Source organism: Agromyces tropicus (genome assembly GCF_039531345.1).
GTDB lineage: Bacteria > Actinomycetota > Actinomycetes > Actinomycetales > Microbacteriaceae > Agromyces > Agromyces tropicus.
This window is the reverse complement of the sequence record NZ_BAAAPW010000006.1, coordinates 18,649-33,529: the sequence shown is the minus strand read 5'-3', so window position 1 is coordinate 33,529 and position 14,881 is coordinate 18,649. Positions and strand designations below refer to the sequence as shown.

General features: G+C 74.6%; 14 protein-coding genes. 4 read left to right on the top strand and 10 right to left on the bottom strand.

The features are described from left to right. Positions 1-3: 3 nt before the first annotated feature. The 6 genes from ABD230_RS16350 to ABD230_RS16325 form a co-directional block, all read right to left on the bottom strand. Positions 4-474 carry a 2'-5' RNA ligase family protein gene (locus ABD230_RS16350; RefSeq protein ID WP_344377185.1) on the bottom strand — a complete coding sequence of 157 codons (471 nt, stop codon included), beginning with the start codon at positions 472-474 and terminating at the stop codon, positions 4-6. Between the two features lie 61 nt (positions 475-535). Further along, on the bottom strand, positions 536-1,330 hold the full coding sequence (locus ABD230_RS16345) for a hypothetical protein (RefSeq protein ID WP_344377183.1): 795 nt from the start codon (positions 1,328-1,330) through the stop codon (positions 536-538). Positions 1,331-1,486: 156 nt separating this feature from the next. Continuing rightward, positions 1,487-3,511, bottom strand: a complete 2,025-nt coding sequence (locus ABD230_RS16340) for an ABC transporter ATP-binding protein (protein ID WP_344377181.1) — start codon at positions 3,509-3,511, stop codon at positions 1,487-1,489. Between the two features lie 85 nt (positions 3,512-3,596). Beyond that, positions 3,597-3,824, bottom strand: a complete 228-nt coding sequence (locus ABD230_RS16335; RefSeq protein WP_344377179.1) for a hypothetical protein — start codon at positions 3,822-3,824, stop codon at positions 3,597-3,599. A 32-nt stretch (positions 3,825-3,856) separates the two neighbouring features. Then, a complete protein-coding gene (locus ABD230_RS16330) occupies positions 3,857-4,750 on the bottom strand; it encodes a carbohydrate kinase family protein (protein WP_344377175.1) in 894 nt (297 codons plus the stop codon). Then, positions 4,734-5,654 (bottom strand): pseudouridine-5'-phosphate glycosidase, encoded by a 921-nt coding sequence (locus ABD230_RS16325; protein ID WP_344377172.1) that lies wholly within the window; start codon positions 5,652-5,654, stop codon positions 4,734-4,736. Before ABD230_RS16325 ends, ABD230_RS16330 begins: the two co-directional genes overlap by 17 nt. A gap of 190 nt (positions 5,655-5,844) precedes the next feature. Here ABD230_RS16325 and ABD230_RS16320 point away from each other — a divergent pair, with 190 nt between their 5' ends. From ABD230_RS16320 to ABD230_RS16305, 4 genes are read left to right on the top strand one after another with little or no spacing between them, the layout of a single operon-like run. Next, on the top strand, positions 5,845-8,571 hold the full coding sequence (locus ABD230_RS16320; RefSeq protein WP_344377170.1) for an AMP-binding protein: 2,727 nt from the start codon (positions 5,845-5,847) through the stop codon (positions 8,569-8,571). A 52-nt stretch (positions 8,572-8,623) separates the two neighbouring features. Further along, positions 8,624-10,030 carry a ferredoxin reductase family protein gene (locus tag ABD230_RS16315; protein ID WP_344377166.1) on the top strand — a complete coding sequence of 469 codons (1,407 nt, stop codon included), beginning with the start codon at positions 8,624-8,626 and terminating at the stop codon, positions 10,028-10,030. A gap of 17 nt (positions 10,031-10,047) precedes the next feature. After that, positions 10,048-10,497 carry an FMN-binding protein gene (locus ABD230_RS16310; RefSeq protein WP_344377162.1) on the top strand — a complete coding sequence of 150 codons (450 nt, stop codon included), beginning with the start codon at positions 10,048-10,050 and terminating at the stop codon, positions 10,495-10,497. Positions 10,498-10,504: 7 nt separating this feature from the next. Then, positions 10,505-11,281 carry an FAD:protein FMN transferase gene (locus ABD230_RS16305; protein WP_344377159.1) on the top strand — a complete coding sequence of 259 codons (777 nt, stop codon included), beginning with the start codon at positions 10,505-10,507 and terminating at the stop codon, positions 11,279-11,281. Between the two features lie 15 nt (positions 11,282-11,296). Here ABD230_RS16305 and ribH read toward each other — a convergent pair whose 3' ends face one another. The 4 genes from ribH to ribD are packed head-to-tail and all read right to left on the bottom strand — an operon-like array spanning position 11,297 to position 14,823. Beyond that, positions 11,297-11,767: a 6,7-dimethyl-8-ribityllumazine synthase gene (gene ribH, locus ABD230_RS16300; RefSeq protein WP_344377156.1), complete on the bottom strand. Its 471-nt coding sequence runs from the start codon at positions 11,765-11,767 to the stop codon at positions 11,297-11,299. After that, positions 11,764-13,068: a GTP cyclohydrolase II gene (gene ribA / locus ABD230_RS16295; RefSeq protein ID WP_344377152.1), complete on the bottom strand. Its 1,305-nt coding sequence runs from the start codon at positions 13,066-13,068 to the stop codon at positions 11,764-11,766. The genes ribH and ribA overlap by 4 nt, the downstream gene beginning before the upstream one ends. After that, the gene (locus ABD230_RS16290) at positions 13,065-13,766 is read right to left on the bottom strand and encodes a riboflavin synthase (protein ID WP_344377149.1); all 702 of its coding nucleotides are present in this window, start codon (positions 13,764-13,766) and stop codon (positions 13,065-13,067) included. Before ABD230_RS16290 ends, ribA begins: the two co-directional genes overlap by 4 nt. A 1-nt stretch (position 13,767) precedes the next feature. After that, positions 13,768-14,823 carry a bifunctional diaminohydroxyphosphoribosylaminopyrimidine deaminase/5-amino-6-(5-phosphoribosylamino)uracil reductase RibD gene (ribD, locus tag ABD230_RS16285; protein ID WP_344377147.1) on the bottom strand — a complete coding sequence of 352 codons (1,056 nt, stop codon included), beginning with the start codon at positions 14,821-14,823 and terminating at the stop codon, positions 13,768-13,770. Positions 14,824-14,881 lie beyond the last annotated feature (58 nt).

Here is a 14,881-nt window from a genome sequence, read left to right as displayed (position 1 = left end):
GGCTCAGCCGCCGAGTGACCAGACGGCCGCGACCGTCCGTGCCGCCCGTCCCTCGGGCGGTCGCAGGTCGACCAGCGCCGCCTGGGGGAGACGGAGGACGCGGCCGGGTTCGACGGGGTCGTGCACCCCGTCGGAGACGTGCGGCCGGTAGTCGAGTCGCGCGCGGGCGACGTCGATGTCGGCGTCGCGGAGCGCGCCCAGCAGGCGGGTGCGCATCGCACCGAGCGGCCCGCGGTCGCGCAGCAGGGTGACCGGCACGTCGTGGCGGCGGCCGAACCACGCCCGCCCGACGGCGTCGGCGCTGATGGTGCGGCGCCCGTGGAGTTCCGGACCGATCACGTCGACGACCCAGTCGGCGTCGTGCTCGGTCTCGAAGGGTTCGATGACCGTGACGTGGAGGGGCCACGCGGCGACCGGGAAGCTGCCGCCGACCTCGAGGGGCTCCAGCGGCAGCACCACGGCGAAGCGTCCCATGCGGCGAGCGTACGCCGCACGGGACGCCCCGTCAGCCGGGCGCGCATCCGCGCCCGCTCGGTCAGATCCCGGCCTCGCCGAAGAGGTCGAGCAGCGCGTCGGGGGCGAACCGGACCTCGATGGACCCCGTCGGACCCCCCGAGGCGGCGCCGACCCACAGGCTCGACCCCTCGTGCAGCCGCATCCAGCCGTCGCGGAAGACGACGTCGGCGCCGACGACGACGCCGATCACGGGCGCCTCACCGGCCCGGACCGCGATCGATCCTTCGATGTCCTGCTCCGCCCGGGCGTCGACGTCCTCGCGTGCCGTGACGCCGACGAGCGGGCGCACGGGGGTGCCGAAGCCGGGTGCGTCGAACGGGCTGCCCTCGGCGGCGTCCGGGACGACGCCGACGTGCACGCTGGTGGACACGAGCGCGGTCTCGGCGCGGCCGTCGAGCACGAGCCGGCTGCCGACGCGGAACCGGTAGAACACGCGGCCGTCGGCGGGGGCCGCCGGCAGCACGACGGCACTGACCCAGTTGCGCGTCCAGGCGAGCGCGTCGCCGTCGCGGCTCGGCGGGTCGTACAGGCTCGCCGTGATCCGCACGGCACCGTCGGTGCGGGTCGCCGCGGCGCGCAGGGAGCTGTGCCGCTCGCCGGCGGGCGTGATCGAGCGCGCCTGCTCGAACGCGGGCAGGCGCTGGGTGTCCCATTCGCGGAGCCACGCCTGGAGTCGGGCGCGGAGCGCGTCGAAGCTGGGCTCCGGCGAGGCCGTCGACTCGTCGTCGGCGGCGGGTGCGTCGAGCACCGCCGCGAGGTCGCGCACGGTGGTCGCGCCGCGCGCGGCGGTCCTGGGGGCGTCGAGCAAGGTCATGATGTCCTCCGTCGGGATGGCGCGTTCGCGCCGTGATGGAGGTCACGTTACGAATGCCCCGGGGCCGGCGGCATCCGCGCAGGCCCCGGGCCGGGGTGGGGGTGAGCCCTGAATCCGGGCCGACGTCGGTCCGGGACCGCGCCGACGCTCGACGGCTCAGACGAGCAGCTGGTGCTCGGCGAGCTCGCGGTACAGCGGCACGGTCTCGACGAGCTCGCCGTGCGTGCCCTCGCCGACCACCCGACCGTCCTCGACCACGACGATGCGGTCGGAGTCGACGACGGTGGAGAGCCGGTGCGCGATCACGATGAGCGTGCGGCCGGCGGCCACGGCGTCGATGGCCTCGCGCATCATCCGCTCGTTGACTCCGTCGAGGGACGAGGTGGACTCGTCGAGCAGGAGGATCGGGGGCGCAGCGAGCAGCGCACGGGCGATGGCGAGCCGCTGGCGCTCGCCGCCCGAGAGCATGATGCCGTTCTCGCCGACCTGCGCGTCGAGCCCGGCGGGGTCGCGCTCGAGGACACCGCCGAGGTTCACCGCCTGGAGTACATGCTCGCACTCCGCGTCGGTCGCATCAGGACTGCCGAGCCGCAGGTTGTCGCGGATCGTGCCGGCGAGCACCGGTGCGTCCTGCTCGACGTAGCCGACCTGGGCGCGCAGCTCGGTGCGGTCGAGCGAGCGGAGGTCGAGGCCGCCCATGCGGACGGTGCCCACGCTCGGGTCGTAGAAGCGCTCGATGAGTGCGAGGATCGTCGACTTCCCGGCGCCCGAGGGGCCGACGAGCGCGATGCGCTGCCCGCGCGGCACCTGGAAGGAGACGCCGCGGAGCACGGGCTGGCGGTCGGTCACGTCAGGCTCGGGCAGGTGCTCGTCGGGGGAGTCGTTGCCCGCGTCGGCCGGGTCGGACGGGCGGGTGAGCGCGTACGCGAAGTGCACGTCGTCGAACTCGATGGCCGCGGCACCGGGGAGCAGTCCTTCGTTGGCGGGGCCGACCATGACGGCACGCGCCGCGAGCTGCCGGTCGTGCGCGTCCTCGTCGGGGAGGTCGAGCACCTCCTGGATGCGGCCGAGCGCGCCGAGTGCCTGGTTGACGGAGGTGATGGCGCCGAAGGCCTGGCCGAGGGGCAGGATCATCATGAAGAGGAACATCAGGAACGCGACGAGGTTCGCGATCGTGATGGCGCCGGAGGCGACGCGGAACCCGCCGACGCCGAGGACGACGAGGAACGACACCTGCATGGCGACCCCGGCGATGGGCACGATGAGCGCCGAGATCCGGGCCACCCGCACGCCCATCTCCCATGCGCCGACGGCCTCGCGCTCGACGTCGCGCAGTTCGCGCTCGGTGGCGCCGGCGGCGCGGATGGTGCGCACGGAGGTGATCGCGCGCTCGACCGACGCGGCGACGTCGCCGACCTTCGCCTGCGCCGCCTGCGAGGCCTCGCGCACCCGGCCGGACATGAGCGTGACGGTCACGACGGCGACCGCGATGACGAGCACGGTGAGACCGAGCAGGACGGGGTCGAGGATCAGCATCGCGATGAGTGCGCCGACGAACGTGACCGCGCCGCCGACCGCCTCGACGAGGCCCTGGGTGAGCACCGCGCGGAGCATGGTGGTGTCGCTGCCGACCCGGGACACCAGGTCGCCGGTGCGACGCGTGTCGAACTCGGAGATCGGCAGGTGCAGCAGCTTCGCGATCAGGCGGCGCCGGCTCGAGAGCACGATGCCCTCGCCGGTGCGCTGCAGCAGGTAGTGCTGATAGCCGGTGATCAGGGCGCTCGCGACGACGAGGGCGACGAGCAGCCAGACGACCCCGCCGAGCGCGTCGCCCGCCTCGACGACGTTGATGACGCGGCCGACGAGCAGCGGCTGGGCGAGGTTCGCGAGGGCGCCGACGACCGAGAGCGCCGCGACGCCGATCAGCACCGGGCGGTGCTCGAAGAGGAAGGGCAGCAGCTGCCGGAAGGTCGCGCGGGGCCCGGTCGGTGCGTCCCCGCGTCGCCCGAACAGGCTGCGGCGGCCGGCTCGCGGTGCGTCGTCGCCGTCGGTGCCTCGCCGCCCGGATGCGTCGCGTCGGCCGGGCAGCGGGATGCTCCCGGTTCGGGCGGCGCGTGCGGCGGCGCGCTCGGCGGCGCGTGCGGCGGAACGGGTGCCGGGTGTGGTCTCGGTGTCGCTCATGATCTTCCTTCGCGGCGCGCGTCGGCGGCATCCGTCGTCGGGGGTTCGCGGGCCGCATTGCAGCATACGTGGGCGGGCTGGGAGTTCAGGCCCGGCCGTACTTCTTGTGGACAGCCTGGCGGCTCACGTCGAGGGCGAGCGCGATGAGCTGCCAGCTCGATCCGGCGGCGCGGGCGCGTCGCACGGCGACGGCCTCGGCCCGGTCGAGCTCCCGCGTGAGGTCCGTGCGTGCGGCGCGGATCCGGCGGAGTGCGCGGTACGGGTCGTCGCCGTCGGCGGCGGCGATGGCCGTGCGGAGGGTCGTGTCGTCCATGCCGTCAACCGTAGTTGACAGTTCGCCGAACGTCAACCGGAGTTGACGCGGTCGGCGCCCGGGACGGTGATGACGGATGCCGCCAGCGCATGGCCCGCGAGGCAGCACCCCTCGACGTCCGCGCCGCCGAGCGCGGCCGCGATCCAGCCCGCGGCGAACGCATCGCCCGCCCCGGTCAGGTCCCGGACCTCGGCGACCGGTGCCACGGGCACGTGCGCGGCGAGCTCGCCGCCGTCGAAGACCTCCGTCGGCGCCGGTCCGTGCTTGACGACCACCCGGCCCGCGATCCGGGAGGCGTCCGCGCCGCCGGCATCGACGCCGAGCCGTCGTGCCTCCGTCTCGTCGGCGAACAGCACGTCGGGCCGCAGCGCCGAGATCCAGGCGCGGATCCGTTCCACGCCGAGTCCGTCGATGAGACCCGCCGACGACGCGTCCACCGACACCGCCGCGCCGGCGGTGCGTGCCAGCTGCACGAGGCGGCGCACCTCGCTGCGCATCGGTTCGTGCTCGAACGCGTAGCTCGGCACGTGCAGCCACGCGACGCCGTCGAGCCACGCGGGTTCGACGGCGTCGAGGTCGGCGGCCGCCGCGCGGTCGGGGAACATCGTGCGCTCGCCGTCGGGACCGACGACGAGCACCACGGCGCCCGTCCGCCCCTGCCGCTGCACTCGGACGTCGACGCCGCGCGCCTCGAGTGCCGAGGCCAGTGCGAGGCCGGCGCCGTCGTCGCCGACGCGGCCGATGAACCGCGTGGGCACGAGCGCCGCGGCGTGCGCCGCGACGTTGGCCGCACTGCCGCCGCGCGACCGGAACACCTGCGCCGCGGAATCCGTCGCCGCTCGGATCGGCTCGGTCGCCCAGACGACGATGTCCTCGAGGAGGTCGCCGACCACGACGAGGAGGCCGGACTCAGCCCGCGAGTTCACGCGCGATCTCCGCCCCGAGGCGCGCATTGCCGCGGTACACCGCGAGGTTCGCCTCGAGGCTGCGACCGCCGGTCGCCCGCTGGACGTGGTCGAGGAGGAACGGCGTCGTGTCGTGACCGGTGACGCCCGCGGCATCCGCTGCGGCCAACGCCTCGGCGAGGACCCGCGTGTGGACCTCGGGGTCGAGCTGGTCGGATCCATCGACCGGATTGGCGACGAGCACCGCCGAGGCGAGGCCGAGGGCATCGCGGCTGCGCGCGACCGCGGCGGCCTCCGCGGCCGACTCGACGCGTGCGGGCACCGGGAAACCCGAGTCGGCGACGTAGAAACCGGGGAAGCGATCGGTCCGGTGGCCGACCACGGTGATGCCGAGCGTCTCGAGGCGCTCGAGCGTCGCGCCCACGTCGAGGATCGACTTCACCCCGGCGCTCACGACCACGATCGGGGTCGCGGCCAGCGCCGGCAGGTCGGCCGATTCGTCGAAGGTCTCGCTCGCGCCGCGGTGCACCCCGCCCAGCCCGCCCGTCGAGAACACGCGGATGCCGGCCCGGTGCGCCAGCCACGCGGTCGCCGCGACCGTCGTGCCTGCGTCGAGGCCGGCGGCGCGCGCCACCGGCAGGTCGCGCGTGCTCGCCTTGACCACGTCGCCGGCGGTGCACAGCCGCTCGATCGCGCGCTCGTCGAGGCCGACGGTCGCGAGGCCGCCGACCACCCCGATCGTCGCCGGCTCGACCCCGGCCTCGCGCACCAGCGCCTCGGTCTCGAGCCCGACCTCCAGGTTGCGGGGGCTCGGCAGGCCGTGCGTGAGGATGGTCGACTCGAGCGCCAGCACCGGGCGCCCCGCATCGACGGCGTCGCGCACGCGGTCCGCGACGCGCAGGGCGGGGGAGCGGTCGGGGTGCATGCGCCTCATCGTATGCCGGGGCGGCCCGCGCGACGGATCACGACCTCCGTCGGCCGGAGACGGATGCCGCGCGCCCGCGCGTCACGGATCGTCGCCGATTTCGGCCTCCCCTCGCCGTCCCGTAAGGTAAGCCTTACCTTCCGTCGGATCGACGGACCCGCCCCCCTCGAACCGGACACGTGCCATGCCCATGCTGCTGACCAGGACCGAGCCCGCGCTCGATCTGCTCGGCGGCGACCCCGCCGCGCCGGCGATCGTGACGCCCTCGACGCGGATCGACCACGGCGAACTCCGCGACCGGATCGACGAGCGTCGCCGTGCGCTCGGGGACGGCCGCCGACTGGTCTTCCTCGCGGGCGGCAACACGGTCGAGGCGATCGTCACCTACCTCGCGGCGCTCGCCGCCGGCCACCCCGTGCTGCTCCTGCCCGAGGGCATCGACGGCACGGCACTCGATGCGGTGGTCGACCGCTACGCCCCGGACGTCGTCGTCCGGGCCGACCGCGCCGGGTACGAGCTCGCGGAGCGCGCCGCCGGATCGACGCACGCCTTCCACCCCGAGCTGGCCGTGCTCGCGAGCACCTCGGGCTCGACGGGCTCGCCGAAGCTCGTCCGGCTCTCCCGGACGAACATGACCGCGAACGCGCGGAGCATCGCCGGATACCTCGGACTCACGCCGGACGACCGGGCCGCGACCACGCTGCCGCTCGGCTACTGCTACGGGCTGTCCGTCGTCAACAGCCACCTCGTTGCGGGAGGCAGCCTCCTGCTCACCGACCGGTCCGTCGTCGAACCGGCGTTCTGGGACGAGTTCGCGGCGCTCGGCGCGACCTCGTTCGCGGGCGTCCCGTACACGTACGAACTGCTCGAGACCTCGGACTTCGCACGCCGCGACCTGCCCGATCTCCGCTACGTGACGCAGGCCGGCGGACGGCTCGCGCCCGACCGGGTCCGCACGCTCGCGCGCCTCGGGCGCGAGCGAGGCTTCGACCTGTACGTCATGTACGGCCAGACCGAGGCGACCGCCCGGATGGCGTACCTTCCCCCCGAGCTCGCCGAGTCCGCCGCGGGTGCGATCGGCGTGCCGATCCCGGGTGGAGCGCTCCGCATCGACGAGGCCGTCGGCGGGGCGCCGGGCGAGGGCGAACTCGTGTACTCGGGTCCGAACGTGATGATGGGCTACGCCGAGACCCCGGCCGACCTCGCGCGCGGCCCCGAACTCGACGAACTGCGCACGGGCGACCTCGCCCGGCGCCGCGATGACGGCCTGGTCGAGATCACGGGCCGGCTCAGCCGGTTCGCGAAGAGCTTCGGCCTGCGCCTCGACCTCGACCGGATCGAGCAGGTGCTCGCCGCGGACGGGCTCGAGGCGCGCGCGGTCGCGCCCGACGAGCGGCTCGCGGTCTTCGTCCGGCACGAGCGGCTCGTCGAGCGGGCACGCGAGGCGGTCCGGAGCGCCACCGGCCTGCCGCCCCACGCCTACGACGTGCACGCGCTCGCCGAGTTCCCCCGCACCGCGAACGGCAAGCCCGACCACGCGGCGCTGCGCACGCACGCGACGCTGCTCCGGTCGGACGGGACGACCCGGGTCGAGCCGGCGACCGCCGAGCGCGGCGTCGCCGACGCGCGACCCGGACCGACGCCGGGAGCCACGGCCCCGGAGCTCCGGGACCTCTACGCCGAGCTCCTCGGCCGGCCCGATGCGACCGAGGAGGACACCTTCTCCTCGCTCGACGGCGACTCGCTGAACTACGTCGAGCTCGCCCTGCGCCTCGAGGAGCGCATCGGTGCACTGCCGACCGACTGGCCGAGCCGCAGCATCCGGGTGCTCGCCGCGTCGGCGACGCGCTCCATGTCCGCCCCCGGCGGCGGCTCCGAGGCGTCCGGCGCCCCTCCCGCCCGCGGGACCGCGCCGACGCCGGGCCCGGCGGCCCCGGGTGCCGCAGCGCGTCCCCGCCGCATCGCGCGGCTCGAGACGTCCGTCGTGCTGCGCGCGGTCGCGATCGTGCTGGTCGTCGCGACCCATGCCGACGTCGTGCAGCTGAAGGGCGGCGCCCACCTGCTGCTCGCGGTCGCCGGCTTCAACCTCGCGAGGTTCCGATTCTCGACCCCTGCCCCGACCCGGGCCGGGCTCCCCGCGGACGGCCGGGCGCGCGTGCGCGGCCTGCTCCGCAGCGCTGCGCTGATCGCAGTGCCGGCGGTGCTCTGGATCGGCGGCGTCGCGCTCATCGCCCGCACCTACGACCCCGCCACGGTGCTGCTCTCGAACTGGCTCGTGCCGGGCGCCACGGCCTGGAGCGAGCAGTGGCAGTTCTGGTTCCTCGAGGCCCTCGTCTGGTCGATCGTCGGCCTCGCGGTGCTCTTCGCCCTGCCGGGGGTCGCTCGGCTCGAGCAGCGGTTCCCCTATGCGTTCGCGCTGGCCGTGCTCGGCATCGCCCTCGTCGTGCGGTACGTCGTCTCGGGCGGGATCACGCCCTCCTCGCCGATGCGCTACGCGCTGCCCGCGATCGCGTGGCTCATCGCGCTCGGCTGGCTCGTCGCCCGGTCGACGAGCGCGCCGCGCCGGGTCGCCGCGAGCGCGATCGCGCTGGCGACCGTGCCGGGGTTCTTCGGCGACCCGGTCCGTGAGGGCATCGTCCTCGGCGGCCTCGCCCTGCTCATCTGGGCCACGAGCCTGCCGGTCCCGGTCCTGCTGACCGGTGCGCTCGGCACCCTGGCCTCCGCCTCGATGTTCGTCTACCTGACGCACTGGCAGATCTACCCGCCGATCGAGGAGCTCTCACCGCCCCTCGCGATCGTCGCGTCGTTCGCCCTCGGCCTGACCGCATGGTGGGCGTGGGGACGGGCGACGCGGTGGGCCGGTGCCCGCCGTCGGCGTCGTGGGGCCCACGACCCGGAGCCGCTGCCGCACCGCTGATCGTCCGCCCCGTAGTATGGGCGCGAACTCCGACCGACGCGTGGGAGGCGGGATGGCGGGCACCGTGAGCGAGCAGCGCGAGCCGGTCGCGCCCGCCGTCGGATCACTGGCGCGCGGCTACCTCCGCCGTCGGCGACGTGCGGACCTGATCGAGGGCATCGGCTGGTTCTCCACCGTGCTCGTCCTCGCCCTGTTCCTGGCCGACGGCGGAGCGTCGTACTTCTCGAATCCGCGCGACCTCCCGACCGGGCTCGGGATCGTCGCGGGGCTCGTGGGGAGCAACGCGGTGCTGATTATGCTGCTGCTCGTCGCTCGCATTCCGCTGCTCGACCACGCCTTCGGCACCGACCGCACGCTCGCCGCGCACCGATGGATCGGAAGGCCCGCGCTCGTCCTCCTGCTCGCGCACGCCGCCCTCCTGATATGGGGCTACGGACTCGTGCTCGGCACGGACCCGCTCGCCCAGGGCCTGGCGATGCTCACGTCGATGCGGGACCTGCCGCAGGCCTTCGCCGCCCTCGCCGCGTTCATCCTGGTCGTGGTCACCTCGCTCGTGATCGTGCGGCGCGTCGTGGCGCACGAGTTCTGGTACGCCGTCCACCTCGTCGCGTACGCGGCCGTGCTCCTGGCCCTTCCGCACCAGTTCTCGCAGGGAGGACTCTTCGCCGAGGGGACGTGGGCGCGCTGGTACTGGCTCGCGCTGACGGTCGGGGTGCTCGGCGCAGTCCTCGTGTTCCGCGTCGTGATCCCGCTCCTGCGGAATGCGCGGCACCGGCTGCGCGTGGCCGAGGTCGTCGTGGAGGCGCCCGGGGTCGCCTCCGTGATCATGACGGGTCGGAGGCTCGACCGGATCCACGGACGCGGTGGCCAGTACTCGATCTGGCGGTTCTGGTCGCCCGGACTGCGTTGGGAGGGGCACCCGTACTCCCTCTCCGCCGCGCCCGACGGGCGCTCCTTCCGGATCACGGTGCGCGACCTGGGCGACGACAGCCGACGCGTCCTCTCGCTCGATCCAGGGACGCGCGTGTACTTCGAGGGGCCCTACGGCGTGTTCACCACGGCCACCCGCACGAGCCCGGATGCCGTGCTCATGGGTGCCGGCATCGGGATCACGCCGGTCCGCGCGCTCGCCGAGGCGATGGTGCGCGTCGCCCGGAAGGTGACGATCATCCTCCGAGCGAACGAGGAAGGCCAGCTCTACCTGCGCGCCGAGTTCGACGCGCTCCGCATGCACCCGTCGGTTCGCGTGATCGAGGTCGTCGGTCCACCGGCCACCCGCGTCCGGAGCTGGCTTCCGGACTCGATGGCCGATGCCTCGCTGGCCACGATCGTTCCCGACCTGCCGGACGCCGACGTGTACGTCTGCGGCCCGGCGACCTGGACCGACCTCGTCATCGCCGATGCCCGTTCGGCGGGACTCCGGGGGCGTCAGGTCCACAGCGAGCGGTTCGACTGGTGATGCGACGGTCGAGCGCAGTGATCCTCGTCTCCGCGTCGACGGTGACCCTGGGCGCGGGCTGGCTGCTCGGCAGCGGGGAGGCGTTCCCACGCGGTGACGCGCCGACCGTCGCGCCGACGGCGACGCCCGGTCGGAGTGCGGACGAGACCGGCTCGGCGACCTCGGACCCGAGCGAGCCGCCGGGTCCGGTCGTGGTCGACGGAGCGATCGTCGACACGAAGTACGGCACGGTCCAGGTCCAGGTCGTCATCGAGGCCGACGTCATCGTGGACGTCGTCGCCCTGAAGCTCACCGACTCGAGCGAGACGTCGGTCGAGGTGAGCGCGCGGGCGGCACCGATCCTCCGGGAGGAGATCCTCGCCGCGCAGTCGTCCGTCGTCGAGAACGTCTCGGGCGCCACGTACACCTCGGAGGCGTACCGGACGTCGGTGCAGGCCGCGCTCGACGCCGTCGGCTTCGAGGGATAGCCGCGTCATGGCCGTCCACGTGTTCGACGCGATGGGGACGACGGTGAGCATCCGGACGGTCGACGACTCCACGGTGCCGGGCGCCGGCCTCGCGCGGACGCTCGACGAGGTGCGCGCGTGCTTCGAACGGCTGGAGCAGGCCTGCAGCCTCTATCGGCCGGACTCCGAGCTGTCCCGCGTCGCCCGCGGCGAGCTGTCGGTCCGGGATGCGAGCCGCGTCGTCCGCGACGCCTACGCGGCTGCGCTCGACTGGCGCACGCGCACGATGGGGACGTTCACCCCGCACCGGCCGGACGGGGTCGTCGACCTCTCCGGGCTCGTGAAGGCCGAGGCGATCGCCGGGGCCGGCGATGTCCTGCGGTCGGCCGGCATCTCGTCGTTCGCGGTGAACGCCGGCGGTGACGTGCTCACCTCCGGTGCGCCGGGGGGCGGATACTGGACGACCGGGATCAGCGACCCGGCGGATCGGACGCGCCTGCTCGCCGGCGTCCGGTCCGGTCCGGCACCGGGCGCCGTGGCGACGTCGGGGTCCAGCGAGCGCGGGGCGCACATCTGGACCGCCCCGGCGCCGCCGGAAGGGCGGAGGCCGGCCGACGTGGTCGTCCAGGCCACGGTCCTCGCGGACGACATCGTCACCGCGGACGTGCTGGCCACCGCGATCGTCGCGGGAGGACGCGCGGCACTCGACCACGCCACCGACACCGCGCCGATCGGGGTCCTCGCCGTATTCGCCGACGGCGACCTGGCTGCGAACGCGCGCCTCCGTCGCCGGATCGTGCGCTGAGCGCCTCGATCGGCGTCAGCCGCGAAGGCGCTCCAGCAGGCGGGCCGTGACGATCGCGGCCTCCGTGGCCTCCCGGCCCTTGTCCTCCTTCGAGCCCGGCAGGCCGGCCCGGTCGAGGCCCTGCTGCTCGTCGTCGAGGGTCAGCACGCCGAAGCCGACCGGCCTGCCGGTGTCGAGCGCGACCCGCGTCAGCCCGTCGGTGGCGGCCGACGAGACGTACTCGAAGTGCGGCGTGCCGCCGCGGATGATGACGCCGAGCGCCACGACCGCGTCGGCGCCCGCCTCGAGCGCGGCCTTCGCGGCGACCGGGAGCTCGAAGCTGCCCGGCACGCGCACGAGCTCGTAGTCGGCGCCCGACGCGTCGAGGGTGCGCGTCGCACCCGCGATCAGGCCGTTCGTGATCTCGTCGTGCCAGCTGCCGGCGACGACGACGATCCGCAGCCCGCGGCCGTCGACGTCGAGTTCGGGGGATCCGGCTCCGCTCATGATGCGTGTCCTCTCAGGAGTTCGTCCGCGGCAGCGTCGTTCAGCTGCGCGTCGTCGATGGAATGGCCCATGCGGGTCCGCTTGGTCTCGAGGTAGCCCGCGTTCGCGGAGCCCACGCCCACCACGAGCGGCACGCGCGCGGCGACCCGGATGCCGTGGGCCTCGAGCTGGTGCACCTTCTCGGGGTTGTTCGTCAGCAGCCGCACGCGCGCGATGCCCAGGTCGTCGAGGATCGCGCTCGCCGCGGTGTAGTCGCGGGCGTCGATCGGCAGGCCGAGCGCGAGGTTCGCGTCGAGCGTGTCGAGGCCGTCCTCCTGGAGCCGGTAGGCGCGCAGCTTGTTGATCAGGCCGATGCCGCGACCCTCGTGCCCGCGCAGGTAGACCACGACGCCGCCGTGCTCGGCGATCGTCGCGAGCGCGGTGTCGAGCTGGGGCCCGCACTCGCACTTCAGCGAGCCCAGGGCCTCGCCCGTGAGGCACTCCGAGTGCACCCGCGCGATCGCGCCGGCGGGGTCGGACGCCGGGTCGCCGGCGATGATCGCCACGTGGTCGGCCCCCGTGTTCCGGTCGCGGTAGGCACGCACCCGGAACGTGCCGTGCACGGTCGGCAGGTCGGTCTCGACCTCGAACTGCACGCGCGGCGACTCCTCGATCGCCGCCGGCGCCTCGCCCGCGGCGAGGTCCTGCCGGCCGTGCCGCTCGAGCAGCCACTCGGTGAGCGCCGCGACCGTCGTGACCGGCAGCCCCTCCCGCTCGCCGAGCTCGATCAGCCCGGGCAGGCGCAGCATCTCGCCGTCGTCGGCGACGAGCTCGCCGATCACGCCGACGGGCGCGAGCCCGGCGAGGCGCATCAGGTCGACCGCGGCTTCGGTGTGGCCGGCGCGCTCGCGCACGCCGCCGTCGACCGCGCGCAGCGGGAGGACGTGCCCCGGCCGGATGAGCCGGTCCGGCGTCGCGTCCGGGTCCGCGAGCACGCGCAGCGTGTGGGCGCGGTCGGACGCCGAGATGCCCGTGGACGTGCGATCCGAGGCATCCACCGACACCGTGTACGCGGTGCCGCGTGCATCCTCGTTGCGCGCGACCATGAGCGGCAGGCCGAGCCGGTCGGCGAAGGCGTTCGGCATCGGCGCGCAGAGGTAGCCGCTGGTGTGGCGGACCATCCACGCGATCCACTCCTGGGTCGCGAACTCGGCCGCCATGATGGCGTCGCCCTCGTTCTCGCGCGCCTCGTCGTCCGCGACGATCACGGGCTTGCCCGCGCGGAGCGCGTCGAGGACCTCGGGGATCGTGGCCAGGCTCATCGGTCGCCCCCCGATCCCGCGGGCGCCGCGTCGCCGGCGCTCGCCTCCCGGGCCGAACCGCGGGGCTCGGCGAGCGACGAGGGCAGCGCGTGGTGCGCGTCCAGGCGCAGCATCCGCTGCACGTGGCGGGCGAGCACGTCGGTCTCGAGGTTCACGCGATCGCCGGGCTCCAGCGTGCCGAGCGTGGTCGCGGCGAGCGTCTCCGGGATGAGCGAGACCTCGAACCACGAGCCGTCGGGCTCGTCGCCGAGCCCGCTCACGGTGAGCGAGACGCCGTCGACCGCGATCGAGCCCTTGTCGACGACCAGCGCCGCGAGCGGGGCCGGCAGCGAGAACCGCACGACGCTCCACGCCTCGCCGGGCGTGACCTGGAGCACCTCGGCCGTGCCGTCGACGTGCCCCTGCACGATGTGGCCGCCGAGGCGGTCGCCGACGAGCGCGGCGCGCTCGAGGTTCACGCGCCGGCCCTCGGCGACGGAGTCGAGCGTCGACATCGCGAGCGTCTGCGCCATGACGTCGGCGCTGAACGACTCCGCGTCGGCGTCGACGACGGTCAGGCACACGCCCGAGACCGCGATCGAGTCCCCGTGGCGGACGCCGTCGACGACTTCGGGGCCGCGGACGGTCACGCGCACCACGTCGGCGCGCGGCTCGACGCGGGTGACCTCGCCGAGCTCCTCGATGATTCCGGTGAACATGTCAGACCCTCTCTCGGGTGTCGGTCTCGGGGTGCGACGGACGGGCGACGACGAGCAGGTCGTCGCCGAGTCGCACCACCTCGGTGAAGTGCAGTCGGAGCGTGTCGGCGATGGTGGCGACGCCGAGGTCGCCGACGGCGGTGCGCGGGCCGCCGACCAGGGCGGGCGCGAGGTAGACGAGCAGGTCGTCGACGATGCCTGCGGCGAGGAAGGCGGTGGCGAGCGTCGGGCCGCCCTCGACGAAGAGGGACCGGATGCCGCGGCGCTGGAGTTCCTCGAGGTCGGCCGCGAGGTCCGCGCCGGGCAGGGTCACGGCCTCGTGCGGATGCCGCAGCACCGCCGCGTCCGGGGGGAGCGGCCGTCGCCCGAACACCACGGGCACGGGCTGGTCGTCGAGGAGCGCGCCGTCGGCGTCGCGCGCCGTGAGCGCGGGATCGTCGGCGAGCACGGTGCCCGTGCCCACGGCGATCGCATCGGCCGTGGCACGGCGCCGGTGCACGTCGGCCCTCGCGTGCTCGCCGGTGATCCAGCGGCTGGTTCCGTCGGCCGCGGCGACGCGTCCGTCGAGGCTCGACGCCCACTTCACGGTCACGCGCGGGCGTCGCTCGCGGGCCGCGAACAGCCAGTCCTCGAGGAACGCCTCGACCTCGTCGGCGAGCACGCCCGGCTCGACCTCGACGCCCGCATCCCGGAGCGTCCGGGCACCGCCGGCGGAGTGCCGGCCGGGGTCGTCGACCGCGTAGACGACGCGGGCGATCCCGGCGTCGACGAGCGCGGCGGCGCACGGTCCCGTGCGGCCGGTGTGGTTGCACGGCTCGAGGGTCACGACGGCGGTCGCGCCGCGCGCCGCACCCGGCTCGAGCTTCGCGAGCGCGTCGACCTCCGCATGCGCCGTCCCGGCTCCGCGATGCCATCCCTCGGCGAGCACGTCGCCGTCGGGGGAGAGGATCACGCAGCCGACGCGCGGGTTGACGCCCTTCGCCGGTCCTCGCTCGGCCAAGCCGAGCGCCCGGCGCATCGCCGCGGCGTCCGTCGCCGCTCGCGTGGCCGTGGTCATCGCCAGTCGCCTGCCTTCCAGGCTCCGGGGCGTCCCGGCAGCGCCGGATCCGTCGACC

Bases quoted from the DNA above. Each gene is read 5' to 3' on its own strand.
- ABD230_RS16350 (WP_344377185.1), bottom strand. From the start codon at position 474: ATGGGACGCTTCGCCGTGGTGCTGCCGCTGGAGCCCCTCGAGGTCGGC.
- ABD230_RS16345 (WP_344377183.1), bottom strand. From the start codon at position 1,330: ATGACCTTGCTCGACGCCCCCAGGACCGCCGCGCGCGGCGCGACCACC.
- ABD230_RS16340 (WP_344377181.1), bottom strand. From the start codon at position 3,511: ATGAGCGACACCGAGACCACACCCGGCACCCGTTCCGCCGCACGCGCC.
- ABD230_RS16335 (WP_344377179.1), bottom strand. From the start codon at position 3,824: ATGGACGACACGACCCTCCGCACGGCCATCGCCGCCGCCGACGGCGAC.
- ABD230_RS16325 (WP_344377172.1), bottom strand. From the start codon at position 5,654: ATGCACCCCGACCGCTCCCCCGCCCTGCGCGTCGCGGACCGCGTGCGC.
- ABD230_RS16320 (WP_344377170.1), top strand. From the start codon at position 5,845: ATGCTGCTGACCAGGACCGAGCCCGCGCTCGATCTGCTCGGCGGCGAC.
- ABD230_RS16315 (WP_344377166.1), top strand. From the start codon at position 8,624: ATGGCGGGCACCGTGAGCGAGCAGCGCGAGCCGGTCGCGCCCGCCGTC.
- ABD230_RS16305 (WP_344377159.1), top strand. From the start codon at position 10,505: ATGGCCGTCCACGTGTTCGACGCGATGGGGACGACGGTGAGCATCCGG.
- ribH (WP_344377156.1), bottom strand. From the start codon at position 11,767: ATGAGCGGAGCCGGATCCCCCGAACTCGACGTCGACGGCCGCGGGCTG.
- ribA (WP_344377152.1), bottom strand. From the start codon at position 13,068: ATGAGCCTGGCCACGATCCCCGAGGTCCTCGACGCGCTCCGCGCGGGC.
- ABD230_RS16290 (WP_344377149.1), bottom strand. From the start codon at position 13,766: ATGTTCACCGGAATCATCGAGGAGCTCGGCGAGGTCACCCGCGTCGAG.
- ribD (WP_344377147.1), bottom strand. From the start codon at position 14,823: ATGACCACGGCCACGCGAGCGGCGACGGACGCCGCGGCGATGCGCCGG.